The sequence below is a fragment of the Sorangium sp. So ce176 genome (assembly GCF_051519835.1).
Taxonomy (GTDB): domain Bacteria; phylum Myxococcota_A; class Polyangia; order Polyangiales; family Polyangiaceae; genus Sorangium; species Sorangium cellulosum_G.
Genome location: NZ_CP150371.1, coordinates 4500600 through 4517976, shown reverse-complemented (window position 1 = coordinate 4517976; position 17377 = coordinate 4500600). Strand labels below are relative to the sequence as shown.

At 72.1% G+C, this 17377-nt stretch carries 12 protein-coding genes; 6 read left to right on the top strand and 6 right to left on the bottom strand.

Annotated features, from left to right (window positions below; genetic code table 11):
* Positions 1–101: 101 nt before the first annotated feature.
* A complete protein-coding gene (gene minE / locus WMF42_RS16725) occupies positions 102–419 on the bottom strand; it encodes a cell division topological specificity factor MinE (protein WP_061607104.1) in 318 nt (105 codons plus the stop codon).
* Between the two features lie 11 nt (positions 420–430).
* The gene (gene minD / locus WMF42_RS16720) at positions 431–1258 is read right to left on the bottom strand and encodes a septum site-determining protein MinD (protein ID WP_061607105.1); all 828 of its coding nucleotides are present in this window, start codon (positions 1256–1258) and stop codon (positions 431–433) included.
* 392 nt (positions 1259–1650) lie between these two features.
* Between minD and WMF42_RS16715 the strand changes: the two genes are divergently transcribed.
* Together WMF42_RS16715 and WMF42_RS16710 are read left to right on the top strand one after the other, a co-directional pair.
* A complete protein-coding gene (locus WMF42_RS16715; RefSeq protein WP_437693062.1) occupies positions 1651–5385 on the top strand; it encodes a protein kinase domain-containing protein in 3735 nt (1244 codons plus the stop codon).
* Entirely contained in the window at positions 5307–5618 is a 312-nt protein-coding gene (locus WMF42_RS16710; RefSeq protein ID WP_437693061.1) for a hypothetical protein, read from the top strand. Before WMF42_RS16715 ends, WMF42_RS16710 begins: the two co-directional genes overlap by 79 nt.
* A gap of 31 nt (positions 5619–5649) precedes the next feature.
* Here WMF42_RS16710 and WMF42_RS16705 read toward each other — a convergent pair whose 3' ends face one another.
* Positions 5650–5847, bottom strand: coding sequence for a hypothetical protein (locus WMF42_RS16705; RefSeq protein WP_437693059.1), 198 nt, complete (start codon positions 5845–5847; stop codon positions 5650–5652).
* A 93-nt stretch (positions 5848–5940) separates the two neighbouring features.
* A complete protein-coding gene (locus WMF42_RS16700; RefSeq protein WP_061607108.1) occupies positions 5941–6600 on the bottom strand; it encodes a glutathione S-transferase family protein in 660 nt (219 codons plus the stop codon).
* A gap of 512 nt (positions 6601–7112) precedes the next feature.
* Here WMF42_RS16700 and WMF42_RS16695 point away from each other — a divergent pair.
* The gene (locus WMF42_RS16695) at positions 7113–8990 is read left to right on the top strand and encodes a c-type cytochrome (RefSeq protein WP_437693057.1); all 1878 of its coding nucleotides are present in this window, start codon (positions 7113–7115) and stop codon (positions 8988–8990) included.
* 108 nt (positions 8991–9098) lie between these two features.
* On the opposite strand, the gene WMF42_RS16690 is transcribed toward WMF42_RS16695, so the two are convergent.
* Both WMF42_RS16690 and WMF42_RS16685 read right to left on the bottom strand, forming a co-directional pair.
* Positions 9099–11213 (bottom strand): lipoxygenase family protein, encoded by a 2115-nt coding sequence (locus WMF42_RS16690; RefSeq protein ID WP_437693055.1) that lies wholly within the window; start codon positions 11211–11213, stop codon positions 9099–9101.
* Positions 11214–11279: 66 nt separating this feature from the next.
* Positions 11280–12341 (bottom strand): hypothetical protein, encoded by a 1062-nt coding sequence (locus WMF42_RS16685; RefSeq protein WP_437693053.1) that lies wholly within the window; start codon positions 12339–12341, stop codon positions 11280–11282.
* Positions 12342–12809: 468 nt separating this feature from the next.
* Between WMF42_RS16685 and WMF42_RS16680 the strand changes: the two genes are divergently transcribed.
* From WMF42_RS16680 to WMF42_RS16670, 3 genes are all read left to right on the top strand, one after another.
* The gene (locus WMF42_RS16680) at positions 12810–14591 is read left to right on the top strand and encodes a hypothetical protein (RefSeq protein ID WP_437693051.1); all 1782 of its coding nucleotides are present in this window, start codon (positions 12810–12812) and stop codon (positions 14589–14591) included.
* Between the two features lie 245 nt (positions 14592–14836).
* A complete protein-coding gene (locus tag WMF42_RS16675; protein WP_061607113.1) occupies positions 14837–15076 on the top strand; it encodes a hypothetical protein in 240 nt (79 codons plus the stop codon).
* Between the two features lie 249 nt (positions 15077–15325).
* Positions 15326–17293: a RecQ family ATP-dependent DNA helicase gene (locus WMF42_RS16670; RefSeq protein ID WP_437693049.1), complete on the top strand. Its 1968-nt coding sequence runs from the start codon at positions 15326–15328 to the stop codon at positions 17291–17293.
* Positions 17294–17377 lie beyond the last annotated feature (84 nt).

The window sequence follows — 17377 nt, the reverse complement described above, 5'->3', positions numbered from 1 at the left end:
CGGAGTCTCCGCGCCGGCACCCTGCCTTGCAAGGCCGATTTCCCTCGCCCCTCACGGAGCGGCGGGCGCTCGGCCGCGGAGCTCCGCGGCCCGCTGATCCGTCAGCAGTTCCTCGCCGCCGCCGCGCCCCCGCGGGTCGCCGCCGCGGCGCGCACCGCCGCCTTCTCCGACTCGGACAGCACAACGTTCAGCTCGAGCACGTCGCAGTCGCCGCTGCGCTCGACGTTGACGCTCACCTGATCCAGGTCGATCCGCTCGTACTTCGAGATCACCTGGAGCAGCTCCTGCTTGAGCCGCGGCAGGTAGTCGGGCTCGCCGGTCGGGCGCACGCGCTCGCGCGCCACGATGATCTGCAGTCGCTCCTTCGCCACGGTCGCCGACTTCGGCTGCGTCCTCCGGAAATAATCCATGATCGACATGGCAGATCTCCCTAGGCGGTGGCCGCCTGGCCGCCGAAAATCCGGCTGAAGAACCCCTTCTTGGCGGGCTCCAGGAAGCGGTGCGGGCGCTCCTCGCCGAGGAAGCGCTGGACCACGTCGAGGTAGGCCTGCGCCGCGTCGCTCGTCGGATCGAGCACCACCGGCGTCCCGGCGTTCGACGCCTGGAGCACCGCCGTCGACTCGGGGATCACCCCGAGCAGCGGGATGCCGAGCAGCTCCAGCACGTCCTGGTGCGCCAGCATCTCGCCCTTGGCCACGCGCGCCGGCGCGTACCGCGTGAGCAGCAGGTGCGTCTTCACCGCCTCCTCGCCGAGCTCCGCCCGCCGCGTCTTCGCGTCGAGCAGGCCGAGCACGCGGTCCGAGTCGCGCACCGACGAGACCTCGGGGTTCGTCACCACGATCGCCTCGTCCGCGAAATACATCGCCATCTGGGCGCCCCACTCGATGCCCGCCGGCGAGTCGCAGAAGATGTACTGGAACCCCGCCGCGCGCAGCTCGTCCAGGATGCGCCCCACGCCGTCCAGCGTGAGCGCGTCCTTGTCCCGCGTCTGCGACGCGGGGAGCACATAGAGGGTCTCGATCCGCTTGTCCTTGATCACCGCCTGACGAAGCGTCGCCTCGCCGCGGATCGCGTTGACGAGATCGTAGACCACCCGGCGCTCGCACCCCATCACGAGATCGAGGTTGCGCAACCCCACATCGAAATCGATGGCGATCGTCTTGTAGCCGAGCGCCGCGATGCCGGACGCGAGGTTTGCGGTCGTGGTGGTCTTGCCGACTCCGCCTTTGCCCGAGGTGACGACGACTACCTTTGACACCAGAAACCTCCTTGAATGGTTCGAAAGACGTGGCTTGTCCGACGGTCGAGCCCGCTCGGATGCCCGTCTGCCGGCGTTCACTCAACGCCGTTGACGCAATGGGAGCTCGGCGCCCACCCGATTTCAGCGAGGCCGGGGACGCGCTCGACTGGGTACGTCATCGCGAACCGAACGAACAACTTTTTCGCGGCGAATCTTGCAGCGTACCCCGGCGCCAGAACTGGATACAAATTCCCTACATGTAGGACAGCCCAACGCGCCCTGTTCGCCGCGAATTTCTGCCGATGGACGAGGCGGCCGTTCGCTGGATCGCCGATCTCCGCCATCGCCCGCGCCGGCGCGCCGGGCCGGTGACGCGCGCACCTGTACGCTCATGCGATACTGTTGCGCGAATGACACCGGGGCAGCGGATCGGACCGCACTACGAGGTGGAGCGTCGCGCGGGGGCAGGCTCCCTCGGGACCGTCTACCTCGCGCGGAGCGTCGCGACCGGCGCGCCGGTGGCCATCAAGCTCCTGAGGGATCCGAGCGACGAGGCGCGCAACAGGTTTGCCCGCGAGGCGCGCGCGCTCGCCGCGCTGGATCACCCCCACATCGTCCGGTACGTCGACAACGGCGTGATGCCGGACGGCGAGCCGTACCTCGTCATGGAGTGGCTCGACGGCGAGGACCTCGCCGCGCGGCTCACCCGCGGCCGGCTGGAGCCGACCGCCGCGCTCCGGCTCGCGGCCCGGGTGGCCGAGGGGCTCGCTGTCGCGCACGCGCGGGGGGTCATCCACCGCGACATCAAGCCGCAGAACCTCTTCTTGCCGCACGGCGACCTCGACCAGGTCAAGATCGTCGACTTCGGCCTCGTCCACCTCCACGACGCGACGTACGCGCTGACGCGCACAGGGCAGACGCTGGGCACCCCGTCGTTCATGCCGCCCGAGCAGGTCACCGGCGAGCAGGAGATCGACCCCCGCGCGGACCTCTACTCGCTCGGGTGCGTCCTTTTCACGTGCCTCGCCGGCCGGCCCCCGTTCGCCGCCGCGCAGCTCGTGGCCACGCTCGCCAAGGTGGTCTTCGACGAGGCGCCGCCGCCGAGCTCGCTCTGCCCCGGGCTGCCGCCGGCGCTCGACGCCTTCGTGGCGAAGCTGCTCGCCAAGAAGCCCGCCGCGCGCCCCGGCGACGCCGCCGCCGTCGTCGACGCGCTGCGGGCGCTCGAGGTGAAGCTCTCCGGGCCCGTCTCGTCGGCCGCGCCGGCGTCGTCGGCCGCGCTCACCGGCCGCGAGCGGCGCCTCGCCAGCGTGATCCTCGCCGCGGACGTGGGCGACCTCGGCCGCGGCCTGCTCGCCGCCGGCCTGCTGCGCGACCGCACCGTCCCGCTCGCCGACGGGCGCGCGCTCGACGGCGTCGGCCTGACAGCGCAGGCGCTCCGGCAGGTCGTGACGCGGCACGGCGCGCAGCTCGAGCTGCTCGGCGACGGCTCGCTCGCGGCGGTGCTCTCGGGCGCCGGCTCGCCCACCGAGCTCGCCACGAGCGCCGCGCGCTGCGCCCTGACGCTGCGCGGGCTCCTGCCCGGCGCGCGCGTGGCCCTCTCGACAGGGTGGGACGAGATCGAGCGGGCGCAGCCCATGGAGCAGGTCATCGACCGCGCCAGCGCGCTGCTCGAGGGCCGCGCCGGCGCGCGCGTCGCCGGGCGCGCGGCCGACGCGGCCGACGGCGCGCCGCCGATCCTGCTCGACCCGATGACCGCCGCCCTCCTGAGCGACAGGTTCGAGGTCGCGCGGGATCACGACGGGCTCGTCCTCGTCGGCGAGATCGAGGCCGCCGACGAGGCCCGCAGGCTGCTCGGCAAGCCGACGACGTGCGTGGGCCGCGAGCGCGAGCTGCTGCTGCTCCAGGCGACGTTCGAGGAGTGCGCCGCGGAGTCCGAGGCGCGCGCGGTGCTCGTCACGGCCGGCGCCGGCGTGGGCAAGTCGCGCCTGCGCCACGAGCTCGTGCGCCGCCTCGCCGGCCGCGGCGAGCCGGTGGAGATCTGGACGGCGCGCGGCGACTCGATGCGCGTCGGCGCGCCGTTCGGCATGCTCGGCCAGATCGTCCGGCGCGCGGCGCGGCTGCTCGACGGCGAGCCGATCGAGGCGCGGCGGCAGAAGCTCGCCGCGCGCGTCGCGGCGCACGTGCCCGAGCCCCTGCGGCGGCCGGTCACCGAGTTCCTCGGGGAGATGGTGAGCACGCCGTTCCCGGACGAGGACAGCGTGCTGCTCCAGGCAGCGCGGCAGGACGCGAAGCGCATGGCCGACCAGATGCAGTGGGCCTGGGTGGAGCTCGCCCGCGCCGAGTGCGCCGCCCGGCCGCTGCTGCTCGTGCTCGAGGACCTCCACTGGGGCGACAGGCCCACGGTCGAGTACGTCGACGCGGCGCTCCGGCTCCTCGTGGACCAGCCGCTCATGGTGCTGGCGCTCGCGCGCCCCGAGGTGCGCAAGGCCTTCCCGAGCCTGTGGGAGGAGCGTGCGCTCACCGAGCTCCGGCTCAAGGAGCTGTCGCGCAAGGCGTGCGAGCGGCTCGTGCTGGAGGCGCTCGGCCCGGCCACGCCGGCCCCGGTGGTCGAGGAGATCGTGGGGCGCTCGGCGGGCAACGCGTTCTTTCTCGAGGAGCTCGTGCGCGCCGCGATGGAGGGCCGCCCCGACGGCGTGCCCGAGACCGTGCTCGCGATGACGCAGGCGCGCCTCGCGGGGCTCGTGCCCGAGGCGCGGCGGCTGCTTCGCGCCGGCAGCGTCTTCGGCGAGGTGTTCTGGCGCGGCGCGGCGCAGGCGCTGCTCGGCGACCCGGTGGACGAGGCCGAGCTCGACGCCTGCCTCGCGGACCTGGAGCAGCGCGAGCTCGTCACGCGGCGGCCGGATGCAAAATTCCACGGCGAGGTGGAGTACATCTTCCGCCATGCGCTGCTGCGCGACGCGGCGTACGAGATGCTGACCGAGGACGATCGGGCGCTCGGGCATCAGCTCGCGGGCGGGTGGCTCGCGCGGGCGGGCGAGACCGACGCGATGGTGCTGGCGACGCACTTCGAGATGGGCGGGGAGCGCGAGCGCGCGATCAACTGCTACCGGCGGGCGGCGGAGCAGGCGCTCGGCGGGAACGACTATGCGGCGGCGATCGAGCGCGCCGAGCGCGCGATCGCGTGCGGCGCGGCCGGCGAGGAGCTCGGGGAGATCGCGACGATCCAGGCGGAGGCGCACAGGTACCGTGGGGATTTCGCGTCGGCCGAGCAGCACGCTGTCGCGGCGATGCGGGCGCTGCCGGAGGGGGGCATCCGCTGGTACCGCGCGGCGAACCTGGTGGCGCTGGCGGCCTGCCCGCTGGGGCACGAGGAGACCGCGACGGGGCTGGCGAGGGCGCTGTGCGAGCGCTGGTCGGAGCGGGCGGCGCGCGGGCCCGAGCTCATCGTGATGGCGCAGGCGGCGAGCGGGCTCCTGGTCCTGCGGGGCGAGTGCGAGGACGCGGCGGCGCTGTGCCGGCGGATCGACGCGGTGGAGGAGCGGTTCCGGACCGATCCGGCGGTGAGCGCGGCGATCCTGCGGCTCGGGGTGCACCGGGCGATCCTGGCGGGGGATCTCGGGACGGCGCGGGAGCGGTGCGAGGCGGCGGCGCAGCGGTTCACGCACGCGGGCGACGCGCGGATGGCGTGCAGCTCGCGGAGCAACGCGGGGCACCTCTGCAACGAGCTCGGGGCGTACGCGGAGGCGGCGGCGCTGCTGCGGGCGGCGCTGGCCGACGCGGAGCGGCTGGCGCTGGCGAACACGGTGGCGCACGCGAAGGAGAACCTGGGGCGGGCGCTGCTGCACCTCGGGGCGCTCGAGGAGGCGCGGGCGCTCGAGGTCGAGGCGCGGCGGCACTTCGTGGCGGCGGGGCAGCGGCGGCTCGAGGGGGGACGTACATCTACCTGGCCGAGGCGTTCCGGCTCGCGGGGGACCTCGCGGCGGCCGAGGCCGAGGCGCGGCGGGCGTGCGAGCTGCTCGCGGACATGCCGCCGCTGGCGCCGTGCGTGCTGGCGACGCTCGCGAACGTGCTGCTCGCCCAGGGGCGCACGGCGGAGGCGCTGGAGCACGCGGGGCGCGCGGCGGAGCTGGCGGCGGCGGTTGTGACGTCGCTCGGCCACCTGGAGACGGGCGAGTCGCTCGTCTACCTGGTGCACGCCGAGGCGCTGGCGGCCTCGGGCGACGGGCGGCGGGCGCGCGCGGCGATCGCGCTCGGGCGCGACCGGCTGCTGGAGCGCGCCGGGAAGATCGCGAACCGGGCGTGGCGGGCGTGCTTCCTGGACAACGTGCCGGAGAACGCGCGCACGCTGGCGCTCGCGCGCGCGTGGCTGGGCGACTGACCGGCTCGGGGGCGTTGTGACGTTGCCCTTGTCATCGAATCGGCCCACGTTCCAGCAGCCGAGTCACGTTGTCGGGCGTGAGCGTGAAGCTGTCCTCCGGCACATGACACGCGGCGCACGAGCGGCCGTTGCTGTACGGCGAGGGCTGACCGAAGGGCTGCTCCTCCGAGAACGCGACCGACGGTTCCTCGTCAAGAGCGCCCATCGCGACCAGGGCGATGGCGCCCACGGCCAAGCGGAAAAGGCCGCTGACGAGTCGCCGGCGGCGTGAGCCGGCGAGCGGATCGAGACCTCTGCGCGGCGGATGTCGCATCGCACAGCCTCAGGCTGCGACGGGAGCGTTTCGAGCGTAGTCCGCCATCTGATCGCGCAAGGCCCTCTGGAAGGCCGGCCGCGCCTCACAGCGCTTGACGTAGGCGTCGAGCACGGGGAGCTCGGTCACCAGGTCTGTGTGCCGGAGGAACCTCAGCACGGTCGTCATCAGGATGTCCGCCGCGGTGAAGCGATCGACAAGATGGTCGCGTCCGTCGAGCCAGGCGGAGAGCGCGCCCAGCCGGACCTTCACCGCATCCACCGCCCCGGGACGCCGCAGCTTCGCCCACGGTTCTTCGCCGTGCTGCAGGTCGATCGCGAAGAGGTCCTGGATCGGCGGAGCAACCGTGTCGAGCGCGGCGAACATCCAGGCGACAGTGCTGGCGCGGCCGTATGGATCGGGGGGCATCAGCGCCTCGGAGTCCGCGGCGATGTGATGCACGATGGCGCCCGACTCGAACAGCCACCGACCCTCCGCCTCGAAGGCCGGCACCATCCCGAAGGGTTGCTTCTGACGGTACGCGTGCGAGCTCCGCTCCCCGCCATCGGCCAGCCTGACCTCGTAGGCGAGCCCGGCCTCCTCCAGCGCCCAGCGCACGCGCAAGTCGCGAACGAGCCCATGGGCGAACGGCGGGACCCAGGGCAATCCCGTGACGGTGATCTTGTCCATCTGTATTCTTTGCCTCCGTGCAGTTGCGTTCCATCGGAGAGGGCGCCGAGCCTCGGACGACCTCCGGCCGTCGCGGGCTCACGCGCCGTCCGCCGGCACCAGAGGTTTAACGCAGGGACAGCGACCCCGGGCGTAACAAGTCTGTCGCGAATCCGGTCGCGCTCCCTCGGCGCGTTCGCGCGCCCCGCGCCCCCTGAGCGCCCCGGCCAGGGACCGGTCGGTCTGCGACCCCGACCTGGTCCGGGTCGCGCCGCTGTCGATCGCCACATGTGGAATCGCGACAACACGCTGGCCCTTCCAGCGTATACATCTTGCGTCATCCAGCACGATTCCGGCGGCCGGAAGGCTGTGCCCCAGGCGAAGAAGGCGAATCCATGCACCATGGACGCGCCCCCTGAATCCGGCGCGCCCGCCGCGATCTCGCATATCACAGGGAGAGCCGTTGTCGTCCGAGGCTCGACGCACGACCCCGGCAACCTTCTTGCATCGCCGCGCCGGTCGCAGGAGGCGCAATGAAAGCTCAATCCGGAGCGGGGCTCACCACGCTCATCGCCATGATCTCGGCTATCGCCGGGTGCAACGTGCTCTCAGGCTATGACGATGTCTCGTGGGACGTGAACGAACGCTGGAAGGAGTCCCAGGAGCCAGCTCCGCCCCCCAAGATCTCCGCGGTGCCGCCTCCCCCGATCAGCGGCGGGACGCTCCTGGTGACCGCCGACAAGGCGCTCGCCGTTGCTGCGGATCCGGACCGCGACAGGATCTCCATCGTCGACCTCGCCAGCTTCGAGGTGGACGCCATCCTCCCTCTGGAGAAGGATGACGAGCCCGGGCGCGTGGCCGAGGGGGCGGCTGGCTTCGTTCATGTGGCGCTCCGCCGCGGTGGAGCGGTGGTCACCATCGATCTCGCCACCAAGGAGATGCACCGCAGGCCCGTTTGCCCCGCGCCCCGCGGGATCGCGTACGACGCCTCGACAGACCTGCTCCACGTGGCGTGCGCGGGCGGCGAGCTCGTGACGCTCTCCTCGAATGTCGCTGCCCGGCCGGTCCGCCAGCTCCGCCTCGACCGCGACCTGCGCGACGTGATCGTCGAGGGGGACTCGCTCCTCGTGAGCCGCTTCCGGTCCTCCGAGCTCCTTGTGATCGCGAAGGACGGGACGGTGGCCGAGCGCATCAGGCCGCCGGCGTACATCCCGGGCGAGCTGTACGGCATCGAGGACGACGCGCGTGAGTTCCAGCCGGGGGTGGCGTGGAGGACGGTCCCGCTGCCTGGGGGCGGCGTGGCCATGGTGCACCAGCGCAGCCTCGTCAGCCCCGTCAGCAGCACGGGGGCCGGCGTCTACTACTCGAAGAATTGCGACCGGCGCTTGGTCCATACAGCGGTGACCCTCATGCGACCGCTGCCCGGCGAGGCCCATCCGTCGAGCGCGGCGCTGTCCACGCATGGTGGTGGCAGCATCGGGATCGGGCTGCTCCCTGTCGACATCGCTGTGTCGCCGGATGAGCGCAGCGCCGCGATCTTGCAGGCGGGCAGCGGCTATGTCATCGAGGCGCCGCTCGAGTCCCTGGAGCGGAACGACGGGATCGACACCTGCACGCTCGCCCCTGACCAGCGCCTGCTCTTTGTCGGCGTCAGGAAAGAGCCCATCGCCGTCGGCTACGACGGAGAGAGAAACCTGCTCGTGCAGGTACGGGAGCCGCCGAGCATCCTGCGCCTCGCGACCCTCAGCGGCGAAGTGATCGGCGCGCTCGATCTTCCCGGTGAGAGCCGGCTCGACGATTCCCATGCCCTCTTCCATGGCGACGGCGGTGGATCCCGCGCCGTGTCCTGCGCGTCCTGCCACCCGGAGGGGCATGAAGATGGCCGGGTATGGAACTTCGAGCCCGTCGGACCGCGCCGCACGCAATCCGTCGCAGGCGGCGTCCTCGCGACGGCGCCGCTGCACTGGGACGGTGACCTGAAAGACTACTGGGGCTTCATGACGGAGGTGCTCGAGAAGCGGATGGGCCGCTCGCTTCCGGACGCCGATCACCTCCGCGCGTTCGCGGCGTGGCTCGACGCGATCAAGGCCCTGCCCCGGTCGAAGCCGGCGGACGAGGGCGCCGCGGCGCGCGGCGAGGCGCTCTTCAACGACCCGACCCTCGAGTGCGCGACGTGCCATTCCGGCGAGACGCTCACGAACAACGAGACAGTCGACGTGGGCACGGGCGGGCCCTTCCAGGTGCCCTCGCTGCGCGGGCTCGCGTGGCGCGCCCCGTACATGCACGATGGCTGCGCCGCGACGCTCCACGACCGCTTCGGCCCGTGCGGCGGAGGGGATCGACACGGCGTCACCTCGGCGCTCACGCCGGCCCAGATCGACGATCTCGTCGCGTACCTCGAGACGCTCTGACCCCGAGACCTCCCGGCTCGCGGCGAGCGCCCCCGGCGTCGCGTCCGGTCGCCGCTGGGGCTCGCCGCGTGGGGTCTGGCCAACGGGCAGGCGCCCCGCCGGCGCCGCTCAGATATTGATGCTCTGCGGGATGGCCGAGGGCAGGAGGGTCGAGTAGGCCGTGCGCTCGCCGAGGCCGTTCGCGAGGTGGATCTGCTCCTCGATGGCCTGCAGCCGCTGCTGGAAGCGCGCGAGCGCGGCGCGCGCCCGCAGATCCGTGAACTGCCCGCCGTACTGGCCGAGCACTGTGTGATAGACGGCGCCGAGCCCCCCCAGCACCGCCTGCTGCAGGATGGACTCGCCGAGCGGCGCCAGGACGTCGAGCACCTGCGTCGCCGGCGCTTGGGCGGGCGCGGGGAACGGCGCGAAGCCGGCGAGCGGGAGGGCCGGCGTGTAGCTCATGATCGTGCGCTGCGGGAAGTTCACGGCCGCGTGCTGCGCGCTGGCCGTGAAGATCACCTGGGTGAGGAGCGTGGACAGGTACCCGACCGTCTCGATCCGGGCGGCCGCGCCGGGGGCGCCCTCGCCGATGTCCTGGATGTGGCCGGCGGTCACGAGCTCCTGCACCCACGCCTGCAGCTCGTAGTCGCCCGCGACGTCCCCGTCGCTCTCGTAATAGAACCCCACGTAGTCCGAGACCCAGTCGTGAAGGGCGTTCCAGACCGCCAGGGCATCGTCGCGGTAGGGATAATCGGGGAGCGCCTCCTTCGAGTCGACCCCCAGGGCGGCGAGCGCCTGGGGGAGGAACGTCTGGTTATAACGCACCTCCTGGACGGCGCTCGCGGCGAGCGCGTTCAGCGACGCGCTCGTGCCCGAGAGCAGGAGATCCACCGGGCCGCCCGGCGTGATGAGCGACGTCTGGGCCGCGTAGTTGATGAGCAGGGTGCCCGCGAAGTGCGGCGTGAGCAGGAGGTTGAGCGGGTGCGTGGGGTCGAGCTGGCGCGCTGTCGCAAGCACGAACGGCTCGGTGAGCAGGTGGGTGAGCCCGAGATGGCTGATGAGCTCGTGGTAGTTCCCGTCGGCGATGTTGACGACGAGCTTCGCGACGCTCCAGGAGACGTCGTCGCTCGGGTAGAAGATGGGGCTCTGGGCGTCCTGGCCCGTCTGGATCGCGAGCGGCCGCAGCGAGCGACGCCCCGAGCCCGCGGCGGGCACGTAGAAAAGGGCCTTCGGGGCCCAGACGTACTTCGGTTGCGGGTCCGTGCCAGGAACGAGCTTGGTGAGCGCAGCGTAGTCGACGAGATAGATACGCCCGGCGCAGGCGGCCTCCTGGACGGTGGCGCCGGGCTCGCCCGTCACGCTGGCGAACCGCTCGTCCGTCACGGGGAACGCCGCGAGATCGGCGGGCGTCGCGCGCCGGAGGATCATCGCGTTCGGGCCGGCGACGCGCAGCGCGGCGAAGAACTCGTCCGTCTGCGAGACGCCGGCGGAGGGGGGCAGCGGGATCTTGCGGAACTGCGCGGCGTATTGCTGGACATCGTCGGCGCGCCCCTGGAGGCCCACCACCGAGAGATAGAAGTCGAGGATCCCCCTCACCAGATCGGCGAGCCACTGGCCGATGTCCCTCGCGTCCGTGACCTCGGTCCCGGCCGCTGCCCCGGTGGTCGTGGTGGGCGCCTTGAGGGGCGCCTTCAGGGGCGCCGCGGGGAACACCCTGGAGGGCTCCGTGGGGAGCACGCCCGCCTCCGGGCGGCGGACGAGCGAGAGCGGGTCGGCCGGCTGCGGGCTCTTCTGCGCGTGCGCCCTCGCCGCGAGCTTCCCGAGCTTCTCGCGCTGCTCGGACAGAAAAACGTGAAGCTCCATGGCCCGCTCCACGAGCTCGGGGTCGCTCTGAAGCACCTCCGGGTCCGGGTTCACGACCTCGCCCCTGGGCTGGGCCTCGGCCCGATCGCTGAAGCCCGATTGTCCGAGGACGACCGGGATCTGGACGTCGAAGCTGAGCGTGTTCGGCAAGAGGATGCTGACGAGGTTCTCGCCGAGCGCGATGGCGACGCCGGCGACCTGGAGCGACCACTCGAGGGAGAGATCGACCGGGATGGGCGCCGCCGCCATCGGCAGCCCGCCGACGATGGACGGATAATCGTACAGGTACCGGGTCTGCTGCTGCGCGAGCGCTTGCGCTCGCTCCTCGCGGTTCTTCGGCGTGTCGTTCTGCGGCAGGACCGGAACGTCGAACAGGCTCATGGCACCTCCTCCAGCGACTGCCGGCGAGCGTATTGCAGCTCACTCCCTGCAGTCCAGGCCTTGCGTCTACTTGACGCAACAGAGCGTCGACTGCCCCGTCGGATCCAGCGAGCCGCTGAGGCTCGTGCGCGCGGTGCACGTCGAGTTGGTCGGCTTGCCGACGAGGTGCGCCGGAGGCGAGTAGGCGTACCCGCAGTACCGGCTGCCCTGCGACATCTCCGCGTGATCGAAGCAGCTATAGTCGTTGCCGAGCTCGACCCGAACGTAATTGCAATCGCCGCCGCTCGCCGTGCAGGCGCAGGACGAGCACGTCCGGGTGTCGGTGTAGCCCCGGAACCAGTCGCTCTCGCGCCGCGCGTAGCCGCTGCAGGTGGCGCTGCCCGACACGAGCGCGCACTGCTCCGCCGGGGTGAGCTTCGGGGCGCAGACCTCGCCGGCGCCGCAGCCGGCGCCCGGGCTCGCGTGGCAGAACTTCTTCGATTCGGCCCACCGCGCCGGCGCCGGGATCGCCGTCCCGGTCGCAGTGCAGCTCTGGATCACCTCGAAGGGGCCCGCGCGAACGCCGCCCCAGCTGACAAATCCATTGTTGATCGGCGTCTCGTCGCACGGGAACCCGACCCGCTTCGCCAGGGTGCCGCCCCTGAGGCCCTCGTCCGCCTCGCACTGCGACGTCTGCGCGTAGAGGTAGAGATCCGCCGCGCAGTCGGTCGGGTTCGGCGTGCAGCCGCAGCCCTCGCACCCGCTGCCGGAGAGGCCGCGGAAGAGGAGCGTCTCGCCTGCGGTGAAGCCGTCGGGGCACGGCTCTGCCGCGTCCACGAGGGCGCCGGGCTGGAAGTTCGTGGGGGCCGTCAGGCAGACAGCGCCCTCGGCGCAGTCCGGGTCCGCGCAGTCGACGGCCTCGTCGCAGTCGTCGTCTGCGCCGTTGAAGCAGTCCTCTGCCCCCATGCACCCTGTCATGGTGCTCATGCCCATGCTCGCGCTGGAATGCGTCGTCGTCCCGGCACCAGCGTCACCGCCCGCGCCGCCCACGCCGCCCACGCCGCCCGCGCCGCCGAAGTTGCGCTCCTGGGCGCTGCAGGCCGAGAGGCCGACGAGCGCTGCGACCGCAAGCCCGCGAAAGTTCATCATGTTGCCAGGATATCCGCCTCCGGGGGCACGTGGCAGCCTCAGATGACGCGGCCGGACGCGGGCGCCCCCGGTCGGTGCGCACACATGTCAGCGCACACACATGTACCCCCTGGGCCCTGCACGGCTGCGCCTGGACGAGGGTCATGTTGACGTCCCGCCGATCCAGCGCTCGAGCGCGTGAGTGAAAGAAGCCCTATCGCCGGGCGACGCTGTGCGCGCGTCGAACGTTTCGGGCAGCGCGCTCGAGCCGTCGCCCCGGCCCTCGCCGTCGCCGCAGCCCGCCGCAGCGCCAGCGTCGAGTGGACTGCACAAGTGCCAGAGGAGCAGAAGTCGACGCGTTGTTGCACGCTCCTGCTGCAAGGAGTCGCCATCTCCGGTCTCGGAGCTCGGGGCGAAATGCATTAGGGTCGCCCGGTAGGTCGAGGTGCGGAAGGGCGCCGAGCTCCGGCGCCGAGTGGGAGCAGCGCGATGCACGAGATCAATTTTTACACGCTTCCGCGTGCCATTCAGGACGGCGTGCTCGAGGCGTTCCGCGGGCGGTTCGCGCCGGCGCCCATCGTCAGCCGGCCCGGGACTCGGCGCACCATCGTGGCCTGGCTCGCGGTCAGCGCCGCGGCGGGCCTCCTGCTGGCGGCGCTCTGCGCGGCCGGCCTCGGCGACGTCAACAGCGCCCTCGCGCTCCACCCGACGGCGGCGGCCGCCGCGTACGTGCTGCTCGCCGCGACCACCGCCCTCGGCGTGCTCCGGGCGCTCGCCTACAACGCCGTCCTCGTCACGCTGCCGTTCGCGCCCGGCCTGTTCGTCTTCCCCGCGAACCTGATCGACGCGCGCGACCACAGGCTCCGGGTCTTCTCGCTCGCGGAGCTCTCGCGCGTCTCGGCGGACCGCCGGGGCGCCGTGGTCCTCACGTTCGGCGGCACGCAGCACGCCTTTCCCCTCGAGGACCCGTCGCGCTCGGGCGAGGTGATCCGGGAGATCGAGGAGGCGTGGAGCCGCATGAGAGCGAGGCCCGACGCCGCGGAGCTGCGCCGGCTCGATCCGTTCGAGCCGCCTGCCCTCGAGAGCCCGTTCGCGTCGCCGATCCCGCTCTCGCGCGAGGTCCCGGGGTGGCAACGCCATGGATGGCTCCTCGCGTCCGCGGTCGGCGTGGCCCTCGGCCTGGGGCTCTTCTTCCTCCGCAACCGGATGAGCGACGCTCGGATGTACGCCGCGGCGCGGGCGCGCGACGACGTGGCCGCGTACCAGAGCTACATCGCGCGCGGCCGCGGCCACGGGGAGGTCGTCTCGCAGGTGCTGCTGCCGCGGGCCGAGCTGCGCCTCGCGGTGGCGAAGGGCTCGGTGGAGGCCATCGACGACTTCATCCGCGCCTACCCCAGGACGGGCATCCAGGCCGAGGTGGCCGCGGCCCGCCGCGCCGCGCTCGCCGCGGAGCTCGATCGGGCGCGGGAGGCGGGCACGCTCGCGGCGCTGCTGGCGTTCGCGGAGCGCTACCCGAAGCACGGCCTGGACAGGGAGTTCAACGACGCCAGGCACGCGATCCATGTGCGCGCGCTCGATCGGTACAGGAGCGAGATGCCCGAAGGGAGCGAGGAGAACGCGGATCTCGTGCGGCGGCTCCTCGCCTACGCGGAGCGCGTGGGGCCCAGGAGCACGCCGCAGGGCCTCCGCGGCCCGGCCGTCCAGGTCCGCTTCCGGCGGCTTCCGTCGCAGGACCTGAAGCGCGCCGACGAGCTCGTGATGAAGAGCCCGATGTTCCGCGGCGTCACGTCGCTGCCGACGCGCTACGTGGATGCGACCCGCCTCGATCCCCAGGAGGAGCGGACAGCGAAGGCGCTGGCGGAGGGGCTCGCGCGGGGGTTCGAGCCGGAGCTCGTCACCTTCGAGCCGGGCCCGCCCGTCGAGGGCTCCGCCGAGGAGCAGCTCTCCGTCACCTCCCCTTCCCTCGTGGTGAGCTATCGCGTCGAGTCGTCCGGGATCGCCTATGGCAGCAAGAAGCCGCAGATCATCATCATGGGGCTCAAGCTCTTCTTCAAGACGGAGTTCCTCTTGCCCGGAGACGCGAAGCCGCTGCTCACGAGCCACACGATCGCGCGGCGGGTCCCGGCCGGGCTCATTCAGCAGCAGCCCGCCGCCTCGCGCCCTGGGACCATCGAGGCCATCGTTTACGAGGACATGATGCGCGAAGCCTTCATCGAGCTCGGGGAGCGCTATCTCTCCATGTGGTTCCGGAAGCGCGACGAGCCCCGGTGAGGGCGGACGAGCTCCTCCGCATCCTGGTATCGTACACGACCTGCCGGAACGGGCTTCGGAGGCCCTCGGCCTGGGTGGCGCGCACTACCCCCTGTTCCCCGAGGCGGACATGGGGTATCCTCCGCGGCCGAAACCATAATCCGGCTCGTGAGTTATTGATGCAATCGAAGATGAATGTTCTGGTGTTGTGTGTTGTCGGTGCCCTGGCGATGGGGTGCAATGTCTGTGAGGATCTCGACGCACGGATGTGCGAGGATCTCGGGGCGGAGGATTGCGCCCTCTGGCGAGAGAAGGGGATGAACTTCGTCGCCCAGGCGAAGTCGAGGCCCCGCCGGATGTTGAAGGACGCGCTGTTCGGGGCCGACTCGCAGACGTGCCAGTCCGCGGGGAGCGACGCTGTGTATTCGCAGATCCTCCAGGCGACGAAGACGCAGGTGGCCGCCTACCGCAAGGCGCAGCAGGCCACAGAGGCAGCGACGAAGTAGGCGTGCGCCGGCCCGCGAACGCGCCGCCGTGAGGTGGCGGCCGTGCCCCGGGGCTCGGAGCGCGTCCGCGGGCCGGGCGGCGACGAGCCCCGGAGCGGTCCCCGTTTCCTCACCGCTCCCGAACGCCGCCGGCGTTGCCTCGCCGCCGAACGCCCGGCTGGCCGCCTTGAAACAGCGCCGCGTCGATCATCGCGCGCCGCGCGCGAGGGCGGGATGTTCCTCGGCGCGATCGAGGCGTAGGATATCCCCTTGAACCAGCCCACATCATCTGGCCCCGATCTCCTCGACGTCCTCGAGGCGCGGTTCGGCTTCCGCGAGCTCCGCCCAGGCCAGCGCGCGGTCATGGATGCCTTGCTCTCGGGCCACAGCGCGCTCGCGGTCTTCCCGACGGGCGGGGGCAAATCGCTCTGCTACCAGCTCCCCGCGCTGCTGCTCGACGGGGTCACGATCGTCATCTCTCCGCTGATCGCGCTGATGAAGGATCAGATCGATTTCCTCAGCGCGCGCGGTATCGCCGCTGTCCGGCTCGACTCGTCGCTTTCCGCCGACGACGCGGCGGAGGCGCACAGGGATCTGCGCTCGGGCAAGACGAAGCTGCTCTATGTCGCCCCCGAGCGGTTCGTGAGCGAGCGGTTCATGGCGCTGCTGAAAGAGCTCAAGATTGCCCTCTTCGCGGTGGACGAGGCCCACTGCATCTCCGAGTGGGGACACAACTTCCGCCCCGACTACCTGAGGCTCGCGGACACCGCCCGGGCGCTCGGCGTGCCGCGCGTTCTCGCGCTGACGGCCACCGCGACGCCCGGGGTCGTGCGCGACGTCTGCGCCACCTTCGGCATCCGCGAGGAGCACACGGTCATCACCGGCTTCTACCGACCGAACCTCGAGCTCCGCGCGACGGCGGTGAGCGCGCCCGCGCGCGACCGGGCCCTGATCGAGCGCCTGCGATCCCGGCCGCCCGGCTCCACCATCGTCTATGTCACGCTCCAGAAGACCGCCGAGCACGTGGCCGAGGGGCTCGCGGCTGCGGGGCTGCCGGCGCGCGCGTACCACGCCGGGATGGAGGCGGCGGAGCGCGCGCGCGTGCAGGACGACTGGATGCAGAGCGACAGCGGCATCGTTGTCGCCACCATTGCGTTCGGGATGGGGATCGACAAGCCCGACGTGCGTTATGTCGATCATTACAATCTCCCGAAGAGCCTCGAGAGCTATAGCCAGGAGATCGGCCGCGCCGGCAGGGATCAGGCGCACTCGGTGGTCGAGGTCTTCGTGTGCGGCGACGATCTGCCGGTCCTCGAGAACTTCGCCTACGGCGACACGCCGACCGAGGACGCGCTCCACGGGGTGGTGGGCGCCGTGCTCGCCGCGCCCCAGGTGGAGCTCGGCCTGCACGCGCTTGGGGCGCGCCACGACGTCCGGCCGCTCGTGCTCCGCACAGCGCTGACCTACCTCGAGCTGATGGGCGCGGTCCGGCAGCTCACGCCGTACTACGCCGGCTACGAGGTGCGGCTCCACCGCAGGCTCGAGGAGGTCATCGCGTCGGTGAAGGGCGAGCCGGCGCGGTTCCTCGAGGCGCTCTTCGGCCATGCGAAGAAGGGGCGAGTGCTGTACGCGATCGACCCGGCCGCCGCCGCCGCCGCGCTGGAGCAGCCGCGCGAGCGGGTCGTGCGCGCGCTCGAGTACCTCGAGCGGCAGGGGCTCGCGGAGCTCAAGGCGTCGGACATCCGGCACCGCTTCGTGCGCGTCGCCTCGACGGACGACGCGGGCGCCCTCGTCGGCGAGCTCCTCGCGCGCTTCGCGAAGCGCGAGGACGCCGAGATCGCGCGCGTGCGGCAGGTGATCGAGCTGCTCACCTCGGAGCGCTGTCACGCCGCCGCGCTCGCCGCGTACTTCGGCGAACGCCTCGACGCCGCGTGCGGGCGCTGCACCTTCTGCCGCACCGGCGTCGCCGTGACGCTGCCGGAGCCGGCGCACGCGCCGCCGATGCCGGCGGGGCTCGACGTCGCCGCGTTCACGGCGCTGCGCGCGGCGCACGCGGGCGCCCTGGGCCACCCTCGCCAGGCGGCGCGTTTCCTCTGCGGCCTCTCGAGCCCGGCGACCACCCAGGCCAAGCTCGCGCGCAATCCGCTCTTCGGCGTGCTCATCACGCGCCGGTTCGCCGACGTGCTCGACTGGTGCGCCGGGCTTCCCCGCCCCACCGGCGCCGCGGCGGCGCCCTGACAAGGGCCGGCGCTGCCCCCCTCCCCGCAGCGCCGCCCTTCGGTCAGCGGCACCATCGGCAAGGTGACGGGGGCGGCGACATGC